The 25,782-nt window shown below is 62.3% G+C and carries 21 protein-coding genes and 2 pseudogenes; 6 read left to right on the top strand and 17 right to left on the bottom strand.

The window, feature by feature from the left end; all coding sequences use genetic code 11:
* Positions 1 to 4: 4 nt before the first annotated feature.
* Genes JN403_RS20425 through JN403_RS20405 form a run of 5 tightly spaced genes read right to left on the bottom strand, consistent with a single transcriptional unit; the run spans position 5 to position 3,403 of the window.
* Positions 5 to 520 carry a curlin-associated protein gene (locus JN403_RS20425; RefSeq protein ID WP_205484048.1) on the bottom strand — a complete coding sequence of 172 codons (516 nt, stop codon included), beginning with the start codon at positions 518 to 520 and terminating at the stop codon, positions 5 to 7.
* Positions 504 to 1,406, bottom strand: a complete 903-nt coding sequence (locus JN403_RS20420) for a CsgG/HfaB family protein (RefSeq protein ID WP_205484047.1) — start codon at positions 1,404 to 1,406, stop codon at positions 504 to 506. Before JN403_RS20420 ends, JN403_RS20425 begins: the two co-directional genes overlap by 17 nt.
* Positions 1,407 to 1,458: 52 nt before the next feature.
* Positions 1,459 to 2,457: a hypothetical protein gene (locus tag JN403_RS20415; RefSeq protein WP_205484046.1), complete on the bottom strand. Its 999-nt coding sequence runs from the start codon at positions 2,455 to 2,457 to the stop codon at positions 1,459 to 1,461.
* 59 nt (positions 2,458 to 2,516) lie between these two features.
* Positions 2,517 to 2,963, bottom strand: a complete 447-nt coding sequence (locus JN403_RS20410) for a curli assembly protein CsgF (RefSeq protein WP_240356699.1) — start codon at positions 2,961 to 2,963, stop codon at positions 2,517 to 2,519.
* Positions 2,960 to 3,403, bottom strand: a complete 444-nt coding sequence (locus JN403_RS20405; RefSeq protein ID WP_172611653.1) for a CsgE family curli-type amyloid fiber assembly protein — start codon at positions 3,401 to 3,403, stop codon at positions 2,960 to 2,962. Before JN403_RS20405 ends, JN403_RS20410 begins: the two co-directional genes overlap by 4 nt.
* Positions 3,404 to 3,858: 455 nt before the next feature.
* Here JN403_RS20405 and dusA point away from each other — a divergent pair.
* Positions 3,859 to 4,867: pseudogene (gene dusA, locus JN403_RS20400) on the top strand (tRNA dihydrouridine(20/20a) synthase DusA).
* A 94-nt stretch (positions 4,868 to 4,961) separates the two neighbouring features.
* Here the strand turns inward: dusA and JN403_RS20395 are convergent.
* From JN403_RS20395 to JN403_RS20380, 4 genes are all read right to left on the bottom strand, one after another.
* Positions 4,962 to 7,193, bottom strand: coding sequence for a xanthine dehydrogenase family protein molybdopterin-binding subunit (locus JN403_RS20395; protein ID WP_205484045.1), 2,232 nt, complete (start codon positions 7,191 to 7,193; stop codon positions 4,962 to 4,964).
* Between the two features lie 14 nt (positions 7,194 to 7,207).
* Positions 7,208 to 8,191 (bottom strand): xanthine dehydrogenase family protein subunit M, encoded by a 984-nt coding sequence (locus JN403_RS20390; protein WP_205484044.1) that lies wholly within the window; start codon positions 8,189 to 8,191, stop codon positions 7,208 to 7,210.
* Positions 8,191 to 8,862 carry a (2Fe-2S)-binding protein gene (locus JN403_RS20385; protein WP_205484043.1) on the bottom strand — a complete coding sequence of 224 codons (672 nt, stop codon included), beginning with the start codon at positions 8,860 to 8,862 and terminating at the stop codon, positions 8,191 to 8,193. Before JN403_RS20385 ends, JN403_RS20390 begins: the two co-directional genes overlap by 1 nt.
* Positions 8,863 to 9,253: 391 nt before the next feature.
* A complete protein-coding gene (locus JN403_RS20380) occupies positions 9,254 to 10,318 on the bottom strand; it encodes an NAD(P)-dependent alcohol dehydrogenase (RefSeq protein WP_205484042.1) in 1,065 nt (354 codons plus the stop codon).
* A 323-nt stretch (positions 10,319 to 10,641) separates the two neighbouring features.
* Here JN403_RS20380 and JN403_RS20375 point away from each other — a divergent pair, with 323 nt between their 5' ends.
* The gene (locus JN403_RS20375; protein WP_205484041.1) at positions 10,642 to 13,527 is read left to right on the top strand and encodes an EAL domain-containing protein; all 2,886 of its coding nucleotides are present in this window, start codon (positions 10,642 to 10,644) and stop codon (positions 13,525 to 13,527) included.
* 21 nt (positions 13,528 to 13,548) lie between these two features.
* On the opposite strand, the gene JN403_RS20370 is transcribed toward JN403_RS20375, so the two are convergent.
* The 5 genes and pseudogenes from JN403_RS20370 to JN403_RS20350 form a co-directional block, all read right to left on the bottom strand.
* On the bottom strand, positions 13,549 to 14,493 hold the full coding sequence (locus tag JN403_RS20370; protein WP_205484040.1) for an alpha/beta hydrolase: 945 nt from the start codon (positions 14,491 to 14,493) through the stop codon (positions 13,549 to 13,551).
* A gap of 53 nt (positions 14,494 to 14,546) precedes the next feature.
* Positions 14,547 to 15,554, bottom strand: coding sequence for a transketolase family protein (locus tag JN403_RS20365; RefSeq protein WP_074884811.1), 1,008 nt, complete (start codon positions 15,552 to 15,554; stop codon positions 14,547 to 14,549).
* Positions 15,551 to 16,399: a transketolase gene (locus JN403_RS20360; RefSeq protein WP_108121776.1), complete on the bottom strand. Its 849-nt coding sequence runs from the start codon at positions 16,397 to 16,399 to the stop codon at positions 15,551 to 15,553. The genes JN403_RS20365 and JN403_RS20360 overlap by 4 nt, the downstream gene beginning before the upstream one ends.
* A gap of 17 nt (positions 16,400 to 16,416) precedes the next feature.
* Positions 16,417 to 17,714, bottom strand: a pseudogene (locus tag JN403_RS20355) (MFS transporter).
* A gap of 88 nt (positions 17,715 to 17,802) precedes the next feature.
* A complete protein-coding gene (locus JN403_RS20350) occupies positions 17,803 to 18,552 on the bottom strand; it encodes an SDR family NAD(P)-dependent oxidoreductase (RefSeq protein WP_122624673.1) in 750 nt (249 codons plus the stop codon).
* 219 nt (positions 18,553 to 18,771) lie between these two features.
* On the opposite strand from JN403_RS20350, the gene JN403_RS20345 reads away from it, so the two are divergent.
* The 3 genes from JN403_RS20345 to JN403_RS20335 all read left to right on the top strand — a co-directional run bounded on the left by JN403_RS20345 (position 18,772) and on the right by JN403_RS20335 (position 21,503).
* Positions 18,772 to 19,689, top strand: coding sequence for a LysR substrate-binding domain-containing protein (locus tag JN403_RS20345; protein WP_205484039.1), 918 nt, complete (start codon positions 18,772 to 18,774; stop codon positions 19,687 to 19,689).
* A 122-nt stretch (positions 19,690 to 19,811) separates the two neighbouring features.
* Entirely contained in the window at positions 19,812 to 20,996 is a 1,185-nt protein-coding gene (locus JN403_RS20340) for a DUF2252 domain-containing protein (RefSeq protein WP_205484038.1), read from the top strand.
* Between the two features lie 78 nt (positions 20,997 to 21,074).
* A complete protein-coding gene (locus tag JN403_RS20335) occupies positions 21,075 to 21,503 on the top strand; it encodes a RidA family protein (protein WP_205484037.1) in 429 nt (142 codons plus the stop codon).
* A gap of 618 nt (positions 21,504 to 22,121) precedes the next feature.
* On the opposite strand, the gene JN403_RS20330 is transcribed toward JN403_RS20335, so the two are convergent.
* Both JN403_RS20330 and JN403_RS20325 read right to left on the bottom strand, forming a co-directional pair.
* On the bottom strand, positions 22,122 to 23,315 hold the full coding sequence (locus tag JN403_RS20330; RefSeq protein WP_205484036.1) for a PAS domain-containing sensor histidine kinase: 1,194 nt from the start codon (positions 23,313 to 23,315) through the stop codon (positions 22,122 to 22,124).
* Positions 23,305 to 24,120 carry an alpha/beta hydrolase gene (locus JN403_RS20325; RefSeq protein ID WP_205484035.1) on the bottom strand — a complete coding sequence of 272 codons (816 nt, stop codon included), beginning with the start codon at positions 24,118 to 24,120 and terminating at the stop codon, positions 23,305 to 23,307. The genes JN403_RS20330 and JN403_RS20325 overlap by 11 nt, the downstream gene beginning before the upstream one ends.
* 238 nt (positions 24,121 to 24,358) lie before the next feature.
* Here JN403_RS20325 and JN403_RS20320 point away from each other — a divergent pair, with 238 nt between their 5' ends.
* Positions 24,359 to 24,835 (top strand): hypothetical protein, encoded by a 477-nt coding sequence (locus JN403_RS20320; RefSeq protein WP_122624677.1) that lies wholly within the window; start codon positions 24,359 to 24,361, stop codon positions 24,833 to 24,835.
* Here the strand turns inward: JN403_RS20320 and JN403_RS20315 are convergent.
* On the bottom strand, positions 24,825 to 25,754 hold the full coding sequence (locus JN403_RS20315; protein WP_205484034.1) for a polyprenyl synthetase family protein: 930 nt from the start codon (positions 25,752 to 25,754) through the stop codon (positions 24,825 to 24,827). The two genes, JN403_RS20320 and JN403_RS20315, sit on opposite strands and share 11 nt — an antisense overlap.
* Positions 25,755 to 25,782 lie beyond the last annotated feature (28 nt).

Raw genomic sequence — 25,782 nt, 5'->3', positions numbered from 1 at the left:
GTGATCACCGTTGGGTCGCGCTGGCTTTCATGTTGTCGCCGAACTGCTTGACGGACACGGCACCGCCGAATCCAGCCTGGGTGACGCTGACCTGGTTGGCCTGACCGTATTGCCCGACGAAGGCCTGATTATAGGCGCCGGTCTGCACCACGCTCGCGGCGTTGTCAGTGCCGTGCTGCGTCACGCCGGTCTGGTTGTTGGTGCCCGATTGGCTAACCTGCGCGGTGTTCGCCGTGCCGTTCTGCTGCGCGGTGACCGCGTTGTTCACCCCGCTCTGGTTGACCACCGCCTGGTTGCGACTGCCGGTCTGACTCACGGCCTGATTCAGTCGGGCCCCGCTTTGATCGACGCGCGCCTGGTTGTAGGCGCCGATCTGCAAGATGGTAGCGACGCTGTTGCCGACAGTGATGTCCGCATAGCGTGCCTCGCGCACCAGATCCTGGGCCTGTGCCTGGGCAAGCGTGCCGGTGAGCAGCAGTGCGGCGGCGACCCAGGCGAATCCTTTAGCGTTGCGTTCCATTCTTTTCTCCTGTCGTAACAATGTCCTGGTCCGCCTCAGCCAGCGGCAAGGTGGTCATTTGTTCGTCGTAGCTCTGCAGGTAACTCTGCAGCAGCGGCTTGTTCAGGTCAGCGGGGTTTTTCAGGTTCCAGCTACCGTCCCGGGCGCCTTGGGCAATCATGTGGATCAGCGCCGTTTCGATGGCTTCGCGCACGCATTGCTGCACGGGTTCGTTGCGCGACACGCCGGTCTCGACCTCCAGCAGGTGCTTGAGGGAGACGAAGCGGAAGATGCCGAAATCGACCTGAATCGAGAATATGGTCTTGGTGGTCGTGATGCTCTGGATGATGTCACCGGTGCGGATGTCCACCGCCCTCAGGTTGACGGTCACCTGATCCTGGCGGTAAAGCTCGGATGGCCCGACACCGAGATAGCGAACGCCGATGCCGCCGGTGCGCACGTTGCTTTCGTAGGCGACGATGGCGCCTTCGATGATCATGTTCGCCGGCCGCAGCGCAGGCAGTTGCACCTGAGCCTGGTCCTGGGGCTGCTCCAGCGCGCGGATGATCTTGCGCTCGGTGAGCAGGTCTTGAAGGTTTTCCCGCTCCACCGGCTTGAACCAGCGTGAGTCGCGCAGGGCGCTGATCAGCAGCGACGCGGCGCCCTGGGTCACCGAGGTGGAAAACGAACTGTCGGGGGACGGTTTGTACTGCCCGGTCTGGTCGCGCAGGCCGTAGACCGCGACGCTGATGGGACCCGCGGGCGGCGGCAGGTGGGTCAGGTCACGCAGGCTCTGGGTGGCAGGCGACAACGTGGCCGGGGAAATGGTCGCCGCAGGGCGGGACGTGGTACAGCCGGCAATCAGCATGACGGCAGTGAACATCAACATGAGGGGACGGACGCGCATACTTTCTCTTCCCGCAAGAAAACCCCGCCAGACCCTGGCGGGGTACATCATCTTAGTGTTGGTAGATCGTTGCCACGTTGCCGCTGCCGCCGGTCTGGCTGACGTTGGCGACCATGTTGTTGCCGGACTGGGTCAGGCCGACGATGTTGGAGGATGTGTAAGTGCCGGTGCCGGTCTGGCTAACGACCGCGCGGTTGTTGTTGCCGGTCTGGAGCAGGGTTTCTTCGTTGTTGACGCTGGTCTGGGTGCTGGACGCGTAGTTGTTGTTGCCGAACTGCTGGACGTCTGCGGTCAGTGAAGTGCCGTTCTGGGAAGCGCTGACGGTGTTGAAGTCGCCGCGCTGTTGCACGTTGGCGCTGGTGAAGATGGAGCCGGTCTGCTGTATCGAGCCAAGGTTGTTGTTGCCGTTCTGTTGCAGAGTGGCGACGGTCTGCGCCTGGTTACGCTGTTGCGAAACGGTGCCGGTGTTGCTGTTGCCCGCTTGTGTGACTTTACCGCCCACGCTGTTGCTGTTGCCTTGCTGCGAGACGCTCGCCAGGTTGTAGCTGCCGGCCTGGGAGATGGTCCCGCTGGAGCTCGTGTTGGCGGTTTGCGAGACGCTGGCGGTGTTGTTGTTACCGCCGCCCTGGGTGATGTAGGCGCTGGTGCTGTAGTTGCCCTGTTGATCAATGGTCGCTTTGCTGTAAGCGCCGGACTGATTCAGGCTGGCGATCTGCGGTTGAGGGCCGCCGGCATTCTGAGTGATCGAGCCGGTGTTGTTGTTCCCGGCCTGTTTGGCGCCGGCGATGTTGTAGTAGCCGGTCTGGTTGATCGTCAGGTTGCTGTAGGTCGCGCTCTGGCTGACAGGAATGCCATTGAGGCTGGCGCCAGCGGTGTTACGGCCGCCGTTCTGATTGACCGTAACCGTCGACTGGGTGGCGCCTTGCTGCTCGACGCCCAACTTGTTGTCAGTACCGGCCTGGGTGGTGTTGACGGTGCTTGAGTCGGCCATGGCCGCACCGGATACCGCAAACAGGATGGCCAGAGACAGTAAGGATTTGCGTGCTTGCATGATGATCTTCCTTATTCAGTGTTGTTGTGGGGTATTGCAGATATCGGATGCGACGGGTCTTACGGTTGATTCACTTGGAACTGGGTGGTCTGGCCGGTGTTTTTGTCGGTCGTGACGATCTGCAGCAGGCCGCCTTGCAGGTTGGTGATTGCGATGCGGAAGTCCGTGGTTTCGACGGTGCCCGGAACCAGTTGGCCATTGGCGCCAACGATGCTGGACGTCACCGCCGACGACACCCGGCTGAGGATGGCGCTCTGCAACATGCTGTTGAACTGGGTCAGCGCGGTCTGCCCGGAGTAGGCGCCGGACGATGAGGACTTTTCGACGTAATGGTTTTGCGCCTGGGCCTGATTGAGCAGCACCGGGCCGTTCAACGGGTTGCCACCAAACGACGGGTTGTTCGGGACATAGGCCAGTTCGCTGGCCTGGACGCCTGAACAGAGGCCGGCCATCAAGGCGAGGCTGGCGACAACCACCAAACTGCGATTAATAGTGAGTACTCTCATAGCTCGTCTCGTCCCATGTCCGGGTCGCCAAAGAATTGTGCCAATTGATAATCCAGAATGGCCTGGTACACCTGACCGGCCGCGTCGGCTGCAATGGCCGGAATAAGCGTGCGGTTGGGCGGGAGGAACATTTGAAACAAACGGCGATTGCCGTAATCCACGAAGACTTGACTGCCTAAACGCGCAGTGGGGCGCTCGGTAATGGTGACGGTAAACGTTTCCGCTTCATCTTTCTCGCGCCAGGTATTGGCGAAACTGTCATAAAACGTCCGGCCTGCTAGGGTCATGGTCTGCCCGATCACAATACCGCCGACGTCACGGTGGTTGAGCGTCCGGTGCTGCTCAACTGTCGCGGAAGTGTTCACGCTGGGCTGAGCGAGCGCCGTGGTTGCGGCGCACAGAGGCAGCAGCCATAGGCCAATAACGTTAAGGGTTTTCATGTGTGTACGATTATGGGTACAGGGTGTTACTTGTTATATCTCATTCAACTTGCTTTGCCAGTGCTTAATTAAAATAAAGTTCATTTATTTTGTTGGCGTCAACTTCCATTCTTATTTAAATAATTCTGTTTGAACAGTAACGCCGTAACAAGGCTGCGAATTTATGGCGTCAAATAATCTGCCGGGAAAAGGCTTAATAAAGCCAGCATCTATGGATATGTATAAAGCGAGCGTCTTGAAAGAGGGGTTGTTAGCTGGCTAATGCTTAGGGTGGTCGTGAAGTTTATGACCCTGTGGCAGTGATGAAGTTGTTATAAGTTTCAAGCGACTGCTTCATTGCTTACCGTATGAGTTCTGCTCTGCAGAGCGCGCGTGTTTTCACCATGACCCGCTTCAGCCGGGCGTGCGAGCTGTTAGAATGCGCGTCCTCTTCGCCCGACCTGCTCATTGCTGCCATGTTGCCTACCACAGAACCCCGTACTGACCGCCTTCCGTTCGAGCCTTCACGGCGTTTTTCCGTAGCCCCGATGATGGACTGGACGGATCGTCACTGCCGTTTTTCCTGCGGCTGCTGTCGAAAAACGCGCTGCTGTACACCGAGATGGTCACCACCGGCGCGTTGCTGCACGGCGATACCGAGCGTTTTTTGCGCCACGACGAGACGGAGCATCCGCTGGCCCTGCAATTGGGCGGCAGCAACCCGGCTGACCTCGCCGCCAGTGCGCGCCTGGCCCAGGCGGCCGGCTACGATGAAGTCAATCTCAACGTCGGTTGCCCGAGCGATCGCGTGCAGAACAACATGATCGGCGCCGTGTTGATGGGGCATCCGCAACTGGTGGCCGATTGCGTCAAAGCCATGCGCGACGCGGTGACGATTCCGGTGACGGTCAAGCACCGCATCGGCATCAACGGCCGCGACCGTTACGAGCAGCTCTGCGAGTTCGTCGGCACCGTGCGCGACGCCGGCTGCACCAGCTTCACCGTGCATGCCCGCATCGCCATTCTTGAAGGCCTGTCGCCAAAGGAAAACCGGGACATCCCGCCCCTGCGCTATGACATTGCCGCGCAGTTGAAGCAGGACTTTCCCGAACTGGAGATCATCCTCAACGGCGGCATCAAGACCCTGGAGCAGTGCCAGGAGCATCTGAATACCTTCGATGGCGTGATGCTCGGCCGTGAGGCGTATCACAACCCGTACCTGCTGGCAGGCGTGGACCGCGAACTGTTCGGCAGCACCGCCCCGCTAATTACCCGCGCCGACACCCTGGCGCTGATGCGCCCCTACGTGGAAGCGCACCTTCGCGACGGCGGCTCCATGCACCACATCACCCGCCATGTGCTGGGCCTGGGCACCGGTTTCCCGGGGCACGGAAGTTTCGGCAGATGCTCTCGGTGGACATCCACAAGACGGACGACCCGCTGGGCTTGCTGGATCGGGCAGGGGAGTTGTTGGAAGGGCAATGATGTTCAGGGAGCCGGTGGGCTCCCTGGTTGCCGGATGATTGGCAGTACCGGTGCGAAAGCGGCCGCTGCGTGTGTTGCAGCGGCCGCTTTCGATTCACACCTTCATCGTCGGCGGCAACTCCATCAATTTGTCCAGGGTGATCGGCAGGTCGCGGATGCGTTTGCCGGTGGCATGCGACACCGCATTGGCCACCGCAGCCGCCAGGCCGGTGATCCCGATTTCTCCGATCCCGCGAGCGCCGAACTCATTGAGCTCAAAATCGGGGTAGTCCAGCAGGATCACGTCGATCTCTGGCTGATCCGCATGCACCGGCACCACGTATTCGGCGTAGTTGTTGTTCACCGGCATGCCGTTGCGCTCGTCGAAATCGGTGGCCTCAAACAGCGCCATGCCGACGCCCATGACGATCGCGCCTTCGACCTGATTGAGGGCGGTTTTCTGGTTGATCACTTTGCCCACGTCAATGGCACTGACCACCCGCGACACCCGCAGCCGCGAAATGCCCGGGTCCCAGCGCACTTCGACAAAGTGCACACCGAAGGAGCGGAACGAGTGCTTGCTGGTGTCGTTCATGCCGGTCTTGGCTTCACCGAAAGCACTGGCCTGCTTTTGCGCCTTGAGCACGTCAGCGATGGCGAACGTCTTGTCGCCGCTTTTCAATTGACCCTGCTCGAAGCTCACCTGATCGGCCTTGGCCCCGGCAAACACGCCCTTGGGCGCGGTCGCGAACGCCTTCAACTGATCGACGGCCTGGCGGGTGGCCTCGGCGATGGCGGGCAGTACGCTTGCGGTCGCCCAGGAGCCGCCTGACACCGGCGCCGGCGGGAACGACGAATTGCCCAGCTCGACCTCGATCTTGTCCAGCGGGATGCCGGTGATGCTGCTGACCACTTGAGCAACGATGGTGTAGGTGCCGGTGCCGATGTCCTGCACCCCGCAAATGGCCCAGGCCGTGCCGTCGGCGCGCAGCGCAACCTGTGCCTCTGCCGGCGTGCGATAGGCGTCCCAGTTACAGGCGGCCATGCCATAGCCGATGATCTCGGTACCGTCCTTCATCGAGCCGGGCGCCGGGTTGCGTTTGCTCCAGCCGAAGCGCTCGGCGGCCTTGTCGATGCACTCTTGCAGATGATTGCTTGACCACGGCAGGTTCTGGCTTTCGTCGCGCTCGGAGACGTTGAGCTTGCGGAACTCCAGCGGATCCATGCCGACTTTTTCGGCCATTTCATCCATGGCCGATTCCAGGGCGAACAGCCCCGGCGCTGCACCCGGCGCACGCATGGACGTCGGCGTGCCGCGATTGACCTCGATGATCTTGTGGGTCACCAGCACGTTCGCGCAGCTGTAGAGGCTCTTGGTCGAGGTGCCGCAGTTTTCCTTGTACGGGTCGGTAAACGACGTGGTGTTGATGGACTCGTGGCTCACCGATACCAGCTTGCCTTTGTCGTCGGTGGCCAGCCGCATGCGCTGACGGGTTTCCGGGCGGTGGCCGGTGGTGGTGAACATCTGCTGACGCGGCACCACCAGTTGCACCGGGCGCTTGAGCACCTTGGCAGCGCCACAGGCGGCGACCGAATGGGGCCAGATCCACAGTTTGCTGCCGAAGCCCGAGCCAATGAACGACGCGCGCACTTCGACCTTCTCCGGGATCATGCCGAAGATTTTTGCCAGGGAATTGCGGTGGGCGACCACGCCTTGAGTCGCCTCGTAAACGATCAGTCGACCGTCTTCCCAAGTGGCGACGGTGGCGTGCATTTCCATCGGGTTGTGGGTTTCGACCGGCGTCGAATAGGTGGCGTCGATGCTGTGGGCGGCGCTATCGAAAGCAGCGGCGGCGTCACCCCGGCTGTGGTTCGGGCTGCCATCCTGCAGCGTGCCGGCTTTCAGGCCTTGTTCGAGATTGGCCACGGCGTCGGTCTTGCTGTAACTGACTTTGATCTTGTAGGCCGCGGCGCGGGCGTGCTCGAAGGTATCGGCCACCACCAAAGCGACGAACTGGCCGGCGTAATGCACGGTGTCGTCTTCGAACGGCAGGCGGCTTTCGTCGGACTTGGCTGCCTTGAGGATCTGGGCGAACGACATCGGCAGCGTCGAGTTGTGATAGAGCGCCGGGAAGTTGCCGTGGTGCAGAATCTCCAGAACGCCCGGCGATTTCCGCGCCGCGTCCAGTTCCAGGCCGGTGATCTTGCCACTGGCGACGGTGCTGAACACGCCGTAGCCGTAGGCCATATTCTTCAGGTGGTGGTCGGACGCGTACATCGCGCTGCCGGTGACCTTACGTTGGCCATCGATGCGACGGGGTGCCGAGCCAATCATTGCGTCAGTCATGGTGAATTCTCCGGTCAGGCATTCAAGGTGCCGAGGTTGCGCACGATGGCCTGCTGCCCCAAGGCGATCTTGTAGGCGTTGTGGCGATAGGCTTTGGCGCCCTTGAGGGCGATGGCGGCGACTTTATCGAGGGTCTGCGGGGTCAGGCTCTGGCCCTTCAACGCCTGCTCGGCTTCGAGCGAGCGCCAGGGTTTGGTCCCTACGCCGCCCAGGGCGACCCGCGCGTCACGCACGGTGTTGCCGTCCATGACAACGATCACCGCGCTGGACGCCAGGGCGAACTGGTACGAGGCGCGATCCCGCAGCTTCAGGTACGCGGACTTATTGCCGGCCAGCGGCGCGGCCAGCACCACGTGGGTGATCAGCTCATCGTCCAGCAGCGCGTGTTCTTTCCACGGCGTCGCGCCAGGCAACAGGTGGAAGTCGGCGAAATCGACACTGCGCTTGCCCTTCGGACCCTGCACCTCGACCGTCGCGCCAATGGCGATCATCGCCACGCACATGTCCGAAGGATGGGTGGCGATGCACTGTTCGCTGGTGCCCAGCACCGCATGCACGCTGCGATTATGGCCGTCAATGGCGGCGCAACCCGAACCCGGCTCACGCTTGTTGCAGGGCGAATAACCGTCGCGGAAATAGTTGCAGCGCACCCGCTGCATCACGTTGCCAGCCGTTGTGGCTTTGTTACGCAATTGAGTCGTGGCGCCGGACAGCAGCGCCTGGGACAGCACGGCATAGTGCTCGACGATGTGCGGGTGATGAGCGAGTTCGGTATTGCTGACCAGCGCACCGATGCGCACGCTGCCGTCCTTCTGCACCTCGATCTGCTTGAGCGAGAGGTGGTTGACGTCGATCACTTGATCGGCCGGCATGATGTCGAGCTTGACCAGGTCGAGCAAAGTTGTGCCGCCGGCGAGGAAGAAGGTCGTCGGGCTTTTCGCGTGGGTCGTCACGGCCTGTTCGACGCTGTTGGCGCGCACATAATCAAAGGCTCTCATCAGCTCACCTCCTGGACTTTGATGCGCGCCGACTGGATCGCCGCGAGGATGTTCTTGTACGCGCCGCAACGGCAAATGTTGCCGCTCATGGCTTCACGCACGCTGTGATCGTCGGTGCCGATGTTTTTGTCTTTCAACAACGCCGCCGCGCTCATGATCTGCCCGGAGGTGCAGTAGCCGCACTGGTAGGCATCGTGTTCCCAGAAGGCTTCCTGCACCGGGTGCAATTCGCCGTTCTGCGCCAGACCTTCAATGGTGGTGATGTCGTCGCCTTCGTGCATCGCCGCGAGGGACAGGCACGAATTGATGGCCACGCCGTTGACGTGAACGGTGCAGGCGCCGCACTGGCCGTGGTCGCAGCCTTTCTTGGTGCCAGTGAGTTGCAGGCGATCGCGCAGCACGTCCAGCAGCGCGGCATTGGCCGGCAGGTTCAGGGTGTGGGCCTGGCCGTTGACCTTCAGGGTCATGCGCCGCTCGTCAGCGGCGGGCGGGTCGATGTCATCTGCAACGGCGGCCTGGGCTTCCAGCGCCTGGGTCCAGATCGGCGCCGTCGCGGCAGCGAGGCTGGACACGCCTATGGACTTCAGGAAGTTGCGGCGGGAAGGGACGGTGAAGGCCTTGAGGTCACAAGACAGTTCTTCTTTGATGGGGCGATCAGGCTGATCGGTCATGAGCAGGTTCCTCGTCAGCATCGGGTCAGACCTGGCGGCCGACGGTGGGCGGACGCGCGGGCAGGGACGGCAGGTGGAGCGGCATGCGGTATGGCCAGTGGCAACGGCAATTTTCAAAGCGACGGCAGTCTTTAACGATAACCAATGCGCAGGCACTGCATTTCGTTGGATTTGTTCATGCACTTGTGAGTCGCGCTCTCTAATCCGCGGCGCTGGTGTCAGCAGCGAAGGCTGGCGCCTTATCGGGATCAGCATAAGCGGGCGGTGCTGGCCATGGCTCAAGGGTTGTGACCGAGGCACCGGAGGATGGTTGCGGATATTTCTCGAGCGGAAAAATCACAGAATGTTACGAGTGCCAGGGCCGGCGAAACCGGCCCCGGAACCCTCAGCGTCAGGCAGCCGACGCTTGTTCTTTCAATGTCGCCATGTCGATGACGAATCGGTACTTCACGTCACCCTTTATCATGCGCTCGTAGGCTTCGTTGATGTCCTTCATGTGGATCATCTCGATGTCCGAGACGATGCCATGTTTGGCGCAGAAATCCAGCATGTCCTGGGTTTCCTGAATGCCGCCGATAAGCGAGCCGGCGAGGCTGCGGCGTTTGAAGATCAGGTTGAACACGCCTGGCGACGGGTGCGGCTGATCCGGCGCGCCCACCAGGGTCATGGTGCCGTCGCGCTTGAGCAGGTTCAGGAACGGATCAAGGTCGTGCGGCGCCGCCACGGTGTTGAGGATGAAGTCGAGCTGATTGGTCTGGGTGGCCATTTCATCCGGGTTTTTCGAGACGATCACTTCATCGGCGCCCAGGCGCAGGCCGTCTTCACGCTTGTTCGGCGAAGTGGTGAAAAGCACCACGTGGGCGCCCATGGCGTGGGCGATCTTGACCGCCATGTGGCCGAGGCCGCCCAGCCCGACGACGCCGACTTTCTTGCCCGGGCCGACTTTCCAGTGGTGCAGCGGCGAGTATGTGGTGATCCCGGCGCAGAGCAGCGGTGCCACGGCGGCCAGGTTGTCGCTGTGGGAAATCTTCAGCACGAACTTCTCTTTCACCACGATCTTGTCGGAGTAGCCACCGAAGGTGTTCTCGCCGCCAAACACCGGACCGTTGTAGGTGCCGGTGAAGCCGTTCTCGCAGTATTGCTCTTCGCCTTCCGCGCAGGACGCGCAGTGCTGGCAGCTGTCGACCATGCAGCCGACGCCGGCGAGGTCGCCGACCTTGAAGTGGGTGACGTTGGCACCGACGGCGGTGACCTTGCCGACGATCTCGTGGCCCGGCACCGACGGATACAAGGTGTTGTTCCATTCATTTCGGGCGGTGTGCAGGTCCGAGTGGCAGACGCCGCAGAACAGGATGTCGATCTGCACGTCATCGGCGCCCGGGTCACGGCGCTCGATCTGAAACGGAGCCAGTCTGTCAGTGGGTTTTTGCGCGGCGTAGCTGTAAGTCTTGATCATTGCGTGATCATCTCCAGTAGGGCAAAAAGACGGGTAACAGCAATCAGTGACAGGCGAGGGCGCGCAAAGGTCAATGCGTAAGGATGAAACCGTCCCGGCCGGGCTGTTTGACGAGCTGTGTGAAGCGGGCTGTTTAAACAGAGTGCCGGGTTAAATCTTTCGATTTGCAGGCCGCTATAGGGCCGTACGGCGGGTAATTCCAACAAATGTCGTGGAATTCGGTTTTTTCGTCGCGAATAGACCGCAAATGCGAATATCCCGCTTGCAACCTTCTGTCACACCCCATGAAGATAGCTCAGTCCGACGCTGGCAATGGAGCGCCTATGAATTCCCCACTTCTTACCCCCAGCGGGTACACGCCGATTGCCGACGAGCGGATCTCTGCACCCGACGATGACAGCGCGCTGGTCATGGGTGGGTTGACCGGGGAGAGTTCGCTGGACGCCTTGCTGCGTGCGGCCCATCAGACCGCGCCGACGTTGAGCTGGGCCGCGTACCGTGCCGGCCAGCAAATGCACTTGCTGGGGCAAGGCTGTTCCGCCACGGACTGGCCGACATTGATACCCCGTGAAGCATTCGATGGCTACTGCCGCCAGCATCATCTCCAGCGCTGGGTGACCGGCCATGGCGAGACAGCCCTGGGCTGGCTGTTAATGCCGGATGCCTATTCAAACGATCCATTTTTCGTCGAGCTGGCAGGACGTCTCGGCCTGCGCCTGCAGACCGACGCGCTGGCGCGGGCCCAGGCGACCCAGCGGGTGCTCTATGAAATCACCTACCTGGCCAGCTCGACCCGTGACCGCGCGGCATTTTTGCAGGGCGTGCACAAACAGCTCTCGACCCTGATCGACGCGGAAAACTTCTACCTGGCGCTGTACGAAAGCCACAGCGGCAAAATCACTTACCCGTATTACATCGACATCACCGACCTCGACGCCCTTGAAGCGGAAACCTACGAGTTTCTCGATCCCGAGCGGCTGTCCATGACCGGTTATGTGCTGACCACCGAGCAAGCGCTGTTCGTCGATGCTGCCGGGATCGAGCGGGCACGGGCGCTGGACCGCTTTCATTGCGTGGGCCATCGCCCGGAATTCTGGATGGGGGCGCCGCTGAAAAACGCTTCCGACGACGTGTTTGGCATGCTGGCGATGCAGGTCTATGACGTCGAGCGGGTCTACAGCGTCGAGGATCAAGAGCTGTTTCTGGTGGTGGCCCGTCACGTGGCCATGGCTCTGGACCGTATTCTGCACCGCGCGCAACTGGAAGAAACCGTCGCCCGCCGCACCCTTGAGCTGTCTCGCCTCAATGACGCCCTGCGCAATGAAGTGGCCGATCGTGAGCGCGCCGAGCACTTGCAGAGTGCGCTGTTCCAGATCACCGAGCTGTCGAGCCAGCCCGGCGACATGGCCGACCTGTTCAAAAGCCTGCACGGCATCGTCGGCGAGCTGCTGTTTGCCCTTAACTTTTACATTGCGCTGTTCGACGATGCCACCGCCGAGGTGACCTTCCCGTATTACGTGGACGAGCGCCTGACCCGACGCCCCGACCCGCGCCGTGGCGAGCGCGGCTTTACCGAATACGTCATCCGCCAGCGCCGGCCGTGCCTGATCGACGGTGCCGAGGCGCGCTGGCTGGAAAGCATCGGCGAGATCACCCTGCAGAACGAGGTCAACCGCTCCAGCTCATGGCTGGGCATACCGTTGTTCGACGGCGACGTGGTGCGCGGTGTACTGGCGGTGCAGAGCTATTCGTCCCACGTCAGCTATTCCCTGCGGGATCAGGAACTGCTGACCTTCGTTTCTCGCCACATCGACACCGCGTTGTCCCGGCGCAGTGCCGCCGAGGCCATTCACACTGCCAATCTGCGCCTGGAAGCGCGGGTTCAGGACCGCACCCGGGAGCTGGACTACGCCAACGCCAAGCTGCAACACGAAAACGCCCACGATGCGCTGACCGGGCTGCCCAACCGCAGCTACCTGCAGCAGCGGCTCAAAGGCGCGTGGCAGGATTTCTGCGAGCGGGGCGAGGATCTGGCGGTGATGTTCATTGACCTGGACCGCTTCAAGATGGTCAACGACAGCCTGGGTCATCACTCTGGGGATCTGTTGCTGGTGCAGGCCGCCGAACGGCTGCGCCATTGCATGCGCGACAACGATTTGCTGGCGCGGCTGGGCGGCGATGAATTCGCAGTGCTGGCCTACGCGGCGCCGCCGGACGTCACTGTGGCCATCGCCGAGCGCATTCTGCTGGCCTTCGACGTGCCGTTCTTCATCGACGGCCACGCAGTATTTTCGTCTTGCAGTATCGGCGTTGTCGGCGCCGACCTGCAGTTTCACAGCGAGCCGGCCGACCTGTTGCGGGATGCCGACACGGCCATGTACCGGGTCAAGAATGCCGGGCGCGACAGTTACGCGGTATTCAACCAAGAAGTGCGCCGCGAGGTGTCCGACCAGATGGAACAGGAGACCGCGCTGCGCAATGCCCTCAAGCGCACCGACGAACTGCTGCCGTATTTCCAGCCGATCATCGACGTGGCCAGCGGCCGGATACTGGCCCTCGAAGCGTTGATCCGCTGGCGTCAGGCCGATGGCCGGATCGTCGCGCCGGGGCAGTTTCTGCCGGCGCTGGAAGGCCTGCGCCTGATCGGCCGGCTCGACCTCTATATGCTGCAGCAGGTGGTGGTGATCCTCGCCCATCCCGACCACGCGCACTGGCCGACAGTCCACGTTAATTGCTCCAGCTACAGCATCACCCGCCCGGAGTTTTCCAGCGAAGTTCTGGGTTTGCTGAGCCAGCACGGCGTGGCGCCGTCGCGCATCTGCCTGGAACTCACCGAAGGCGCGCTGGTGGCCGAGCCCGAGCTGGCGCGTCAGGCCATGAAGCATCTGGCCGACAACGGCGTTTCGGTGGTCCTCGATGACTTCGGTGCAGGTTTTTCATCCCTCAGTTACGTGCACCAGTACCACTTCAGCGGCCTGAAAATCGACAAGTCGTTCACCCTCGAACTGACCACCAGTTCCCGCAGCCGGGCCATCGTTCGCGCCATTGTGCGCATGGCCGAATCCCTGGGGCTGACGGTGGTGGCGGAGGGCGTGGAAGACGCCGCGACCCTGGAACTGTTGCGGGACATGGGCGCGGGCCAGGCCCAGGGCTACTACTTCTCGATGCCGGTGCCCCAGGACAAGCTGGATTTGAGCGCGTTGCTTTAGAAGGCTGCCCAACAGGACGGGTCATCGCCCCAGCATTTTCCCCAGCGCGCGCACGACATCCGTCTTGCACTGCTCTGTCACGCCGCCCGGGTGCAGATCGAACATGTGCGGCACGCCGGGATAAACGTGCAGCTCGACGGGCACGCCGCTGCGAGAGAGATGGCCCGCGTAGGCCATGTCTTCATCCACGAACAGGTCCAACGCACCGACAGCGATGAAGCTCGGCGGCAGGTGGCTGAGGTCAGTGGCCAGCGCGGGAGAAAACAGCGCGGCCCGCTCATCGTTGCAGAGGTACTCGCCGCGGTAGCACTGCCAGCAGAATTGGTTGGCCTCCCGTGACCAGCTGAACGTACCGGTGCCGGGGTTTTGCACGGGCGCATCGGCGGTGCCGGTGCGAGGGTCGAGCATGGGGTAAATGAGCACCGAGCCGGCGACGGAAATCTCGCCACGGTCCCGGGCAAGCAGTGTCAACGCCGCAGCAAGTCCGCCGCCCGCGCTGTGCCCCATGATTGCGATGCGGCCAGGATCGACCCTCAGCGCAGCATGCTCTCGGTGAAGCCATTCAAGTCCGCGATAGCAGTCCTCCAGCGGCGCGGGAAACGGATGCTCGGGTGCGAGCCGATAATCGACGGCGACGATCACAGCGCCCAACTCAATCGCCAGATCCGCCAGGTAGTCGTCAGCCATTTCCGGGCAACCCAACACAAAACCTCCGCCGTGCACATAGAGGATCGCCGGGAGGTACTGGGTCTCGGCCTCCCGCTCGGGGCGGTAGACACAGAGCCGCAGTTTGTGAGCGGCTGCGGGCTGACTGGCCCAGTGCTGTTCACCGCGAGCAAGTCCGGCGGGTTTGAAGGTGGTGTGGATACGCGTACGAATGTCGGCGAGATGGCTCAGCGTCCATTCGCTGGACACCTCGTCGCGGAAGCAGCCGTACTCGGGATCCAGCAGTTGGTCGGGGTCCACGAATAATCTCCTCGGCGAAGAGGGGGACTCGAAAAGCCCCCGATGTTCTGCGCTTACAACCAAGCCTTGATACGCGCGCACACCGCCGGGGTGGAAATCCCGTAGCGATCATGCAGTGTCGGCAGGGCGCCGGCGTCGAGGAAGGCGTCGGGCAGGGCGATCTGCCGGAACGTCGGCGTCACGCCGTTGCGCAAGAGCACCGTCGCTACCGCTTCACCCAGCCCGCCGATAATGGAATGGTTTTCCGCCGTCACCACCAACCGTCCGGGTTTGCGCGCTTCGGCGAGAAGGGTCTGCTCGTCCAGCGGCTTGATGGTCGGCACGTGCAGCACTGCCACATCGACGCCATCGGCTTGCAGTGCCTTCGCCGCTTCCAGCGCGCGCATGGTCATCAGCCCCGTGGAGATGATCAGCACATCGTTGCCGGTGCGCAGGGTCTTGGCCTTGCCGATCTCGAAGGTGTAGCCGTATTCGTCGAGCACCAGCGGGACATTGCCGCGCAACAGGCGCATGTACACCGGGCCTTGATGGGCGGCGATGGCCGGCACCGCCTGTTCGATTTCCAGCGCGTCGCAAGGGTCGACGATCATCAGGTTGGGCATGGCGCGGAAGATCGCCAGATCGTCGGTCGCCTGATGGCTCGGGCCATATCCAGTGGTCAGGCCGGGCAATCCGCAGACGATCTTGACGTTGAGGTTTTCTTCGGCGATGGCCATACAGATAAAGTCATAGGCCCGACGGGACGCGAACACCGCGTAGGTGGTAGCGAAGGGCACGAAGCCTTCGCGGGCCATGCCGGCCGCTGCGCTCATCAGCAACTGCTCGGCCATGCCCATCTGGTAGAAGCGCTCCGGGTGGGCCTTGGCGAAAATGTGCAGATCGGTGTATTTCGACAGGTCGGCGGAGAGCCCGACGATGTCCGCGCGTTGCTCGGCGAGGGCCGCCAGCGCGTGGCCGAATGGCGCCGGGCGTGTGGCCTGGCCTTCGGACGCAATCGAAGCAATCATCGCCGACGTCGTCAGACGTTTCTTGCCGGGCTCGTTGTGGGTCAGTGCGCTCATGCCGTTCTCCCGAGTTGCAAATTGTCCAGTGCCAGATCCCACTCGTTCTCATCGACGCGAATGAAGTGGGTTTTCTCGCGGGTCTCCAGAAAGTCGACGCCTTTGCCCATTTTGGTGTCGCAGATGATCACCCGAGGTTGCGCCCCGGTGTGGTTGCGCGCGGCGTCAAAGGCGCTGACCAGGGCGTCGATGTCATTGCCGTCGACACGCTGGGTGAACCAGCCGAAGGCCTGCCAGCGGTCAACGATGGGTTCGAACGCCAGCACTTCGCTGGAATGGCCGTCGGCCTGCTGGTTGTTCACGTCGATGATCGCGATGAGGTTGTCCAGCTTCCAGTGGGAGGCCGACATCGCCGCTTCCCAGGTCGAGCCTTCGTTCAACTCGCCGTCCGAGAGCAGGTTGTAAACGAACGAGGCGGAGTGCTTGCGCTTTAGGCCCAGACACGCGCCGACGGCAATGCCCAGTCCGTGTCCCAGCGAGCCGCCGGTGATTTCCATGCCCGGTGTGTAAGCGGCCATGCCCGACATGGGCAGGCGGCTGTCATCGGAGCCGTAGGTTTCCAGCTCGTCGAGCGGAATGATCTCGGCTTCGATCAACGCGGCGTAAAGCGCGATGGCGTAGTGACCGATGGACAGGTAAAAACGGTCGCGATCTTCCCATTCGGGGTCTTGCGGCTGATAGCGCAAGGCATGGAAATAGGACACCGCGAGCAGATCGGCCGCGCCCAGCGCCTGACCGACATACCCCTGGCCCTGAACCTGCCCCATGCGCAGGGCGTGGCGACGAATATTGAAGGCGCGCTGGGCCAGCGACAAAGCGGCGTGACCCGATGGACTGATGTTCATGTGAGTGGCTCCTTTTATTAGCGATTGACGGACGCGGCGGGGATGCGCAGCACCAGCAGGGCGCCGATGCACAACACGCCTGTGATGAGGTACATGCCGATGGCGCTTGAGCCAGTTGCGGTGGTGATCCAGCCGATCAGGTACGGCGAGCAGAAGCCGGCGAGGTTGGCGAAGCTGTTGATGCCGGCGATCCCTGCGGCGGCGGAAACCCCGCCCAACAGCGTGGTCGGGAGCATCCAGAACAGTGACGATGCCGAGAGCACACCGGAGGCGGCGAGGCACAGGCTGAGCACCGACAGCAGCAAATTGCCCCCAGTAACGCCGCCAGCGACAGGCCAATGGCGCCGGCGATCATCGGGGCCACCAGGTGCCAGCGCCGCTCGCGGTGCTTGTCGCCACTGCGGCCCATCAACAGCATGGCCGCGATGGCGCACATGTACGGCAAACTGGTCAGCAGGCCGATGTGCAGCGGGTCGGCGACGCCGGCGTTGCGGATCAGCGTCGGCAGCCAGAAGGTGATGGCGTACTGACCCATGACCACGCAGAAATAGATGCACGCCAGCAGCCACAGGCGCCGGTCACGAATGAACTCCCCGACTGAGGCGTGGGTGACTTTCTGGCTGTTGTCCTCGGCAAGCTCCTTGTTGACCAGCTCCTTTTCCTCGTCGTTGAGCCAGGTGGCCTGGTGCACGCCGTCCTTGAGGTAACTCAGCACCAGCAGCCCGACGATCAGGGTGGGAATGGCTTCGATGACAAACATCCACTGCCAGCCGGCCCAGCCGTGCACGCCGGCGAACTGGGTCATGATCAGCCCGGACAGCGGCCCGCCGATCATTCCCGACAGCGGAATGGCGATGAACCACAGCACAGTCATTCGCGCCCGGCGGTAAGACGGAAACCAGTAGGTCAGATAGAGCAGCAGGCCCGGTGCGAGACCGGCTTCGGCGATGCCCAGCAGAAAGCGCAGGCCATAGAACTGCCAGGCGGTTTCAACGAACGCGAAGAGGGCGGAGATGATGCCCCAGGAAATCATGATGCGGGCGATCCAGCGGCGAGCGCCGACCCGATGCAGGATCAGGTTGCTCGGCACCTCGCACAGGAAATAGCCGAGGAAGAACATGCCGGCGCCGAGCCCGTACACCGCTTCGCTCAGGGCCAGGTCGTTCATCATCTGCAGCTTGGCGAAGCCGACATTCACCCGGTCCAGGTAGGCGCACAGGTAGCACAGCATCAGAAACGGCATCAGCCGCCACGCGGTTTTGCGGTAGGCGTTGGTGCGGACGGAAACGACCGCATCCAGGGAGAGGGTAGTCATGATGGTCTGATCTCTTGTTTTTATGGTCAGCTGCGGCTGAAACGTCGATTCAGAACAGCGCCGGCGGCCTCGGCCGGCGCAGAAGGCATCAATGAATGAGCATGCCGCCGTTCACGTCCAGGGTGATGCCGGTCAGGTAGGACGACAGGTCGCTGGCCAGAAACAGCGCAGCGTTGGCGACATCCTGCGCCGCGCCCAGACGACCCAGAGGAATGCCGTCGATGATCGCGTGGCGGCGCTCGTCCTGCATCAGGCCGCCGGTGATGTCGGTGTGAATCAGGCCCGGCGCGATGGAGTTCACGCGCACGTTGTCCGGCCCCAGCTCCCGCGCCATCGCTTTGGCCAGGCCCAGTACGCCGGCTTTTGCTGCGCTGTAGTGTGGCCCGCCGAAAATGCCGCCGCCACGTTGCGCCGACACCGACGACATGCAGACGATGCTGCCGGTCTTTTGCTCGCGCATCAGCGGAATCACCGCCTGGGACATCTGCAAGGTGCCGCGCAGGCTGACGTCGAGCACTTTGTCGTAGTCGCCGGGGCGAATGTCGAGGGTCTTGAGGGGTTGGGTGATGCCGGCGTTGTTGATCAGCACGTCGATGCGGCCGAAGTGTTCGATGACCCGCGCGACGGCTTGTTTGACCTGCGCTTCGTCGGCGACGTTGGCGGCGAGGCCCAGGTGACCTTCGCCCAGGGAAGCGGCGGCGTCGCGGGCGGCGGATTCGTCGAGGTCGAGGATGACCACGCGGGCGCCCTGTTGAGCGAAGGTGGCAGCGGTGGCGCGACCGATACCGCGAGCGGAGGCGGCGCCGGTGATGATTGCGATTTTGCCTTGAAGGAGCATGGGCGTGATCTCGTGTGATTATTGTTATGGGCTGGATCAGCGGGAGCGAACCTTTTCGCTGTCCGAAGTCTCTGGCCGGATCAGCTTGTGCTCCGTGCAAGGGTCGAGCAATGACGCAAAAGTCATTGGATGCTGAAAAAATTCAGCACTCGTCACGCCTCGTTCGGGGTGATTGAATGTCGGCTCCCGACATAACAAGAACTCACCCGGAGCCGGCCCATGAGGCGTATCGACGAAGCACCTGCCAGCATGCCACCGCTGAAAGCCATTCAGGCCTTCGAGCAGACCGCGCGCTTTGGCAACGTCGCCCGGGCGGCGGAAGTGCTGGACCTGACGCCCTCGGCAGTCAGCCATCAACTCGCCAGGCTGGAGGCGATGATTGGCCGCCAGCTGTTTGTGCGTGCGGCGCGCGGGGTCACGCTGACGCCGGTGGGCGAGCAGTACCTGAAGGATATTTCCGGGTTGCTGCACAGCCTGGCCATCGCCACGGAGCGGGCGGGCAGCGACGTCAGCCTCGACTGCCTGCGGCTGCATTCCTCGCCCAGCTTCGGGCTGCTCTGGTTGATGCCGCGACTGGAGGCCTTCCGCCTGAGCCACCCCGACATTCAGATCAATCTGTCGTGCTCCTATGAGTCGCTGCATTTCAGTCGCGACAAAATCGACGTCGATATTCGCCACGGCGAGCCGAACTGGCCGAGCTTCGAAGTACGCACGGTGCGCAACGAAACCTTCGCCGTACTGGCTTCACCCAAGCTCGTCGGCCAGCGTGCGGTCGCTCAGGCCTCCGACTTGCTGGACCGCGATTTGATTCTCTCGGAAGCCACGCTGCTGCGCTGGCCCGCCTGGTTTGCCCAGCATGGTCTGGCGCGCCCGGAAAAACCTTACGCGCTGAGTTTTGACCGCTCGTACATGACGCTCGAGGCTGCCAGCCACGGCCTGGGTTTTGCACTCGAAAGCACGTTGCTGGCGCAGAAATACCTGGCAAGCGGAGCGCTCGTCGAGGTGGCGCCCGAAGCGCTGTCAGCCCCGGTCGCGGCTCATCATCTGGTGTTCCCCAAAGCCCACTCCGGATTTCCCCGGGTGCGGCGCTTTCTTGAATGGATGGAGGGCGAGTTGGGGCATGGGTTTGTGTTCTAAGGGCAGTCGGCGGAGGTGGATGATTTCTGTCATCACAACTCGTCATGCCAAAATCGTGAAACATTCCGCAACATTTCCCTTCGTGGTGAGTCAACGCTACATCTCCCTGCAAAGAATTCTTCATGAAGACCCCTCGACCCACCGCCCGTATCAAGCCGCTCAATGAATTACGTAATCTGAAGATGGCCCGCTCGGCCCATGCGTATGTACGCGGCAGCACGGTGCAGTTTTACGAATGGCTGCACAGTCAATCGGGCCGGCGTCTGCCCAGCGGCCCGCCGGTGTGGATATGCGGCGACTGTCACGCGGGTAATCTCGGGCCGACCGGGGATTCCAAAGGGCGCATCGACATTCACATCCGCGATCTGGATCAGACGGTCATCGGCAACCCGGCCCATGACCTGGTTCGGCTGGCGCTGTCTCTGGCCACCGCTGCCCGGGGTCCTGACCTGCCGGGCGTCGCCACCGCAAGAATGCTCGAAGAGATGATGCAGGGTTATGAGCTGGCGTTCGAAGACGGCGCCGATGAGGAGCCCGCGCGCCCGGCGCAGGTGAAGGCGGGCATGCGCAGCGCGGTGCAGCGGACCTGGAAGCACCTTGCTCAGGAGCGCATTGAAGACACGCGGCCGACCATTCCGCTGGGCAAGCATTTCTGGTCGTTGTCCCGCGACGAGCGTCATGGCCTGAAAGACCTGTGCTCGACGCCGGAGATTCATGCGCTGGTCACTTCGCTCAAAGGCCGTTCGAAGGATGATCGCGTGGAGATGCTCGACTGCGCTTACTGGGTCAAGGGCTGTAGCTCGCTGGGCCTGCTGCGTTATGCGGTCCTGTTGAGCGTGGGCGATGACGAAGATCAGGAATTTTGCCTGCTCGACGTCAAGGAAGCCGTCGCTGCCGCCGCACCGCGCACCCCGCGCGCGGGCATGCCCCGGGACAACGGCAAGCGCGTGGTGGAAGGCGCCCGGCATCTGTCTCCGGGCCTCGGCAACCGCATGATTGCAACGCGCATGCTCGATCACGGTTTCTTCGTTCGCGAGCTGCTGCCCCAGGACATGAAGCTTGAGCTCGATCAACTGAGCGAACGCGAAGCCATGAAAGCGGCCGGTTACCTGGCTCGCGTCGTCGGTCTGGCACACGCCCGGCAGATGGACCTCGCCACGCGGACCTCGTGGATGCGCGACCTGCAGCTCAACCGCTCGCAGACCCTCGATGCGCCGTCGTGGCTGTGGAGCAACGTCGTGCATTTGGTCGGCAGCCACGAGCAGGGCTATCTGGAGCATTGCCGGCGGTATGCGCTGGAGAATTGATTCAAACGTCAGCGCCTGGTTGACCTCCACTTAGGTGGAGGTTCGAGACTGGGCGCCCTCACGTTCAGGATCACTGCCATGACGCAAACCCCCGCTGCTCCCTTCACGTTGTACAACCCACAAGGTTTGTACGATCCCGCCCCCAATGCCTATTCCCACCTCGCCGTCGTTGCGCCAGGCGCCGAGTGGCTGTTCGTCGCGGGGCAAGGCGGGGAGGATGCTCAAGGCCAACTGTCACCTGTCTTTGCCGATCAGGCAGCGCAAGCCATCGCCAACGTCCGCACCGCCCTGCAATCTCGCGGGGCCGACCTTCACCATCTCTTCAAGCTGACGCTGCTGATGGTTGATCACTCGGAGGAACGGTTGCGTGTGTGGGTCGAGCAGGCTGATCTCGCATGGGCCGGCAATATGAAGCCGGTGTGCACACTGATCCCGGTACCCCGCCTGGCGCTGGACGGCATGTTGATCGAGATCGAAGCGGTGGCAGCACTCATGCCCAGACACTGATTGGTTTTCAGTGGGACTGGCTTCAGCCGGGAAGAGAGGTTTGCCAGCCCCACTGGGGTACGCGGTCGATTCGTAGGACCGGCTTCAGCCGGGAAGAGGCCAGTGTGAGCGCTATCAATTCTGGATCGTGCGTGCCGACATCTTCCCGGCTAAAGCCGGTCCCACAGGCGAGGTTCGCCAGTCCGACTGGGGGTACGCGGTCGATTCGTAGGACTGGCTTCAGCCGGGAAGAGGCCAGTGTGAGCGCCATCCATTTTGCAGCGTGCCTGCCGACGCCTTCCGGCTAAAGCCGGTCCCACAGTCGAGGTTCGCCAATCCCACTGAAGGTACGCGGTCAATGAGTGGGACTGGCTTTAGCCGGGAAGAGGCCAGTGTGAGCGCCATCAATTCCGCAGCGTGACTGCCGACGCCTTCCGGCTAAAGCCGGTCCCGCAGTCGAGGTTTGCCAGTCCCACTGGGGGTACGCGGTCGATGAGTGGGACTGGCTTCAGTCGGGAAGAAACCAGTGTGAACACCATCAATTCTGCAGCGTGCCTGCCGACGCCTTCCGGCTAAAGCCGGTCCTACAATGCGTATGCGGTCCCACTATGGGCACGCGGTCAATCAGTGGGACCGGCTTCAACCGGGAAGAGACGCTTCACCTGCACACCGCGGCAGCCTCACCGTGAAGGTCGTGCCTTCGAGCGCGTCGGACACCACGGATACATCACCACCATGGGCCCGGGCGATTTCGCGGACGATGAACAGCCCCAGACCCACGCTGCGCAGGTCCGCATGGACGTCCGCGCCGCGGGTCAGCGGCTCGAAGAGGCGGGTGCGTTGCGCCTCGGGGATAACCGGGCCGAAGTTGTGCACGCTGATCGACACCGTCCCGACGTCCAGCGCAGAGGTAATGGTCACGGGTCTGGCATTGTCCCCATACGCCACGCTGTTTGCAGTGAGATTGCCGATCACCTGAAACAGACGGTCGTTATCCAGCGCCACCAGCCCGCTGCCGTTGGAGCGGTGCGCCAGCTCAGCACGCGGGAAGGCGACGCGCAGTTCATCAACGCAATGGCCGATGAAGGTGTGCAGGTCGACCTCCGTAGGGTTGACGCTAATGCCGCGCCCGACCCGAATCACCGTCAGATCGAGCAGGTCGGCGATCATCCGGGTGGCGCGCTGCACCGAATCCCCGACGTGCTGCAACAATCGGCTTTCCTGCACCGTGCGTTGACCCCGAGCGAGCAGGTCGGTGGCCATTTTGATCCCGGTGAGGGGGTTTTTCAGGTCATGACTGACGATCGCCACCATCTGCTCGGCAAACGTCGCGCGCCGTTGAGCGGTTTCGTAAGCCTCGCTGAGTTCCGCCTGAGCCCGACGCAATGCTGCCTCGGCGGCGATTTTTTCCTGCAGCAGGTCCTCCGCCGCCTTGCGCGCCTTGAGCAATTCGCGCTCGTATTTGTCTCGGTCAGCGGTGCCGAAAAAGGCCAGCTCGTTGTAGACCTTGCCTTCATGCTCGCGGCGCACGCCGTTGAGCAGCATGATGATCTGGCGGCGGTCGCGATGAACGATGCTTAACTTCACCTCCGCCACCGAGCCCTGCAAGCGCATCAATGGCGCCCAGTGGGTCTGGTGGAAAATGCGCCCGCCGACCGTGAGCAGATTCTGGAAAGGCATGCCGCTCAACTCGGCGTCGGTGTAGCCCAGCCAGTCACAGAAGGTGCGATTGGCGCGCAGGATGCGCCCGTCTTCGTCGGTGACGACCAGCCCGCAAGGGGCGCCTTCGAACAGCTCGAGGAGGTCCGGCGCTGCGACGACGTCAATCGCCACGGACGGTCGCCCACGGCCTGAGGAAGTCATCCATCGAGTCTGAACAGGCCGCCGGCGCACTCAGGTGCGGACAGTGCCCGACGTTGTCCACCAGACTCAGCGTGCTGTTCGGCAACGCAGCACGCAGGTATTCACCCACGGCAACGGGGGCGATCATGTCATCGGTGGATTGCAGGATCAGCGTCGGCGTGGTCAGGCCGTCAACGTCCCTGCGGTTGTCCGAGAGGAACGTGACCCGGGCAAACTGCTTGGCGATCTCCGGATCGGTGCGGCAAAAGCTGTTGGTCAGTTCTTCGCCAAGCGCCGGTTGACCCGGTGCGCCCATTATCACCGGGGCCATGGTGCTCGACCAGCCGAGGTAATTGCTGTCCAGCGTATCGAGCAGCGAATGCACGTCCTCTTCGGAAAAACCGCCGATGTAATCGCCGGAGTCAACGTAGCAAGGGGAGGGGCCGATCATCACGTGGGCGGCGATCAGCCCCGGGGTCTGGCGGTCCGCCAATACGCCAATCATTGCGCTGACCGAATGGCCGACGATGATCACCGGCCCGGTGGCAAATTCGTGGATGAGTTCGGTGAGGTCGTGGGCGTACCCGTTCAGCGTGGCGTATTTGTCCCGGTCGTAAGCCTCGATCGCCGAATTGCCCGCCCCCACAAGATCGTAGAGCACGACGTTGAAGCGGTCAGCGTAATGGGGGCTGAGCAAGCGCCACATGGCCTGATCGCAACCAAAGCCATGGGAAAAAATCAGGGTCGCCCGGCCTTCACCCATGACGTGCACGTTGTTGCGCTGCTGAAGGTTCATTGAGTGTCCGGAAAATAGCGATGGGCGCGAAAGGTGCCGAGCCTATAGGGTTACAGGGGATAAATCACCTGCAAAACCCATAACAGGCGAACCGCTTCAACCGCTTGCTGGTAAATTGGCGCACGCTTCATGTGTTGAGCCATCATGGGCGCCAGAAAGGCAGATTCGGGCAGGCACTCCAGCCCTTATCCTCGACGCTTGTTCTTGTTCAAACTCTCCTGCTAAAGGGATTTAAACCATGCGGCAATTTGCGGCCCTCGCTCTGTTTCTCAGTCTCAACGCCTTCGCCCAGGACGCACCCCAGCCGGTGGCCAAGTGGACGCTGCTGGATCAATTCGACAAGGCCTACACGCTGGACGACCAGGCCCAGGTGTTGTTGATCGCCCGCAGCATGTCGGCGGCGAAGATGGTCAACGCCGCCCTTGAAGAGGGGCCCGAGGGGTATCTGGAGCAGCGCCACGTCGTTTACGTGGCGGACATCGAGAAGATGCCGTCGCTGGTGAAAATGGTGGCAGTGCCCGCCATGCGTTCGGCCAAATACCGCATCTTGCTCGACCGTGACGCCCGGGTCGCCTCGGCCTACGACGGCGATCGCGACACGGTGCAGTGGCTGACGCTGAAAAACGGCGCGGTCGTGCGTCAGGAGCGCTTCTCCGACGGCGAGCAGCTCAAGCAGGCCATTGCAAAACTGGGTTCGCAGTCCGCTAGCCGTTGAGCGCGGCTTTCTCGAAGATCAGCCGCAGGTAGCCGGCGATGGTGGAGTCGTCGCCGTAGACCTCACGCAGGGCCTGCTCGGCGCTGGACAGGTGCAGGGCCAGTTGCCGCTTGACCTTGTCCTCGCCGTACAGCGAAACGAAGGTGGATTTGCCATCGTCCTTGCCTTGATCCTTATCACTGTCGGCGCATCGGTCGCGCAAATCGTCGTACATCTGGAAGGCCTGGCCCAGCTCCATGGCGAAGTTCTGCAGCAGCGGCCGCTGATCCTCCCGCGCGCCGCTGATCAGCCAGACCATGTCCATGATCGCGCCGAACAGCACGCCGGTTTTCAAGTTATTGGTTAAAGCGATCTCGTCCGCGTTACGGCTGCGCTGGCCGTCGCGCAAGTCCTGGAACTGCCCGCGCACCAGACCTTGCATGCCAACGGTATTGGCCAGCACTTCGACCAACTCGGTACGAGTAGTGGCGGCCAGATCACTGATGGTGGCAACGACACCGAACGCCCGGCTGAGCAGGGCGATGGCAGTCAGAACCGCCACGTCTTCACCAAACTTCAGGTGGACCGTGGGCTGACCGCGCCGCAGCGCTGCGTTGTCCATGCAGGGCATGTCGTCAAGCACCAGTGACGCGGCGTGGATCATTTCGACAGCGCAGCCCAGGTCCACGGCCTGGCGCCTGATCGTGCGGCTGTTTTCACGGCCGTCCTCGACCAGCCCTTCGGCAGCGAGCACCAACAGCACCGGGCGCATGCGCTTGCCCGGCGCCAACGTCGATTCGCGCATGGCCAGCGCCACCAGATCACGCTCGTTGCCGGATTCGGGCAGAAGCTCCGAGAGCCGCGTTTCGATGGCCGCCCGGACGTCTCCCAGTCGCCCGGCAAAGCTCGATTTGATTGTTGTGTCGACGTTACCTGCCATCGGTCTTTCCCTATGCTTTAGCGGTAAT

This window comes from Pseudomonas sp. 15A4, assembly GCF_016925575.1.
GTDB lineage: Bacteria > Pseudomonadota > Gammaproteobacteria > Pseudomonadales > Pseudomonadaceae > Aquipseudomonas.
The sequence above is the reverse complement of the archived record's forward strand: the minus strand, read 5'-3'. Positions and strand labels throughout refer to the sequence as shown.

Coding starts and splice junctions, on each gene's coding strand:
- JN403_RS20425 (WP_205484048.1), bottom strand. CDS start 520: ATGGAACGCAACGCTAAAGGATTCGCCTGGGTCGCCGCCGCACTGCTG.
- JN403_RS20325 (WP_205484035.1), bottom strand. CDS start 24,120: ATGAACCTTCAGCAGCGCAACAACGTGCACGTCATGGGTGAAGGCCGG.
- JN403_RS20395 (WP_205484045.1), bottom strand. CDS start 7,193: ATGACTGACGCAATGATTGGCTCGGCACCCCGTCGCATCGATGGCCAA.
- JN403_RS20380 (WP_205484042.1), bottom strand. CDS start 10,318: ATGATCAAGACTTACAGCTACGCCGCGCAAAAACCCACTGACAGACTG.
- JN403_RS20315 (WP_205484034.1), bottom strand. CDS start 25,754: ATGGCAGGTAACGTCGACACAACAATCAAATCGAGCTTTGCCGGGCGA.
- JN403_RS20390 (WP_205484044.1), bottom strand. CDS start 8,191: ATGAGAGCCTTTGATTATGTGCGCGCCAACAGCGTCGAACAGGCCGTG.
- JN403_RS20320 (WP_122624677.1), top strand. CDS start 24,359: ATGCGGCAATTTGCGGCCCTCGCTCTGTTTCTCAGTCTCAACGCCTTC.
- JN403_RS20335 (WP_205484037.1), top strand. CDS start 21,075: ATGACGCAAACCCCCGCTGCTCCCTTCACGTTGTACAACCCACAAGGT.
- JN403_RS20405 (WP_172611653.1), bottom strand. CDS start 3,403: ATGAAAACCCTTAACGTTATTGGCCTATGGCTGCTGCCTCTGTGCGCC.
- JN403_RS20340 (WP_205484038.1), top strand. CDS start 19,812: ATGAAGACCCCTCGACCCACCGCCCGTATCAAGCCGCTCAATGAATTA.
- JN403_RS20415 (WP_205484046.1), bottom strand. CDS start 2,457: ATGCAAGCACGCAAATCCTTACTGTCTCTGGCCATCCTGTTTGCGGTA.
- JN403_RS20410 (WP_240356699.1), bottom strand. CDS start 2,963: ATGAGAGTACTCACTATTAATCGCAGTTTGGTGGTTGTCGCCAGCCTC.
- JN403_RS20385 (WP_205484043.1), bottom strand. CDS start 8,862: ATGACCGATCAGCCTGATCGCCCCATCAAAGAAGAACTGTCTTGTGAC.
- JN403_RS20350 (WP_122624673.1), bottom strand. CDS start 18,552: ATGCTCCTTCAAGGCAAAATCGCAATCATCACCGGCGCCGCCTCCGCT.
- JN403_RS20365 (WP_074884811.1), bottom strand. CDS start 15,554: ATGAGCGCACTGACCCACAACGAGCCCGGCAAGAAACGTCTGACGACG.
- JN403_RS20345 (WP_205484039.1), top strand. CDS start 18,772: ATGAGGCGTATCGACGAAGCACCTGCCAGCATGCCACCGCTGAAAGCC.
- JN403_RS20375 (WP_205484041.1), top strand. CDS start 10,642: ATGAATTCCCCACTTCTTACCCCCAGCGGGTACACGCCGATTGCCGAC.
- JN403_RS20420 (WP_205484047.1), bottom strand. CDS start 1,406: ATGCGCGTCCGTCCCCTCATGTTGATGTTCACTGCCGTCATGCTGATT.
- JN403_RS20360 (WP_108121776.1), bottom strand. CDS start 16,399: ATGAACATCAGTCCATCGGGTCACGCCGCTTTGTCGCTGGCCCAGCGC.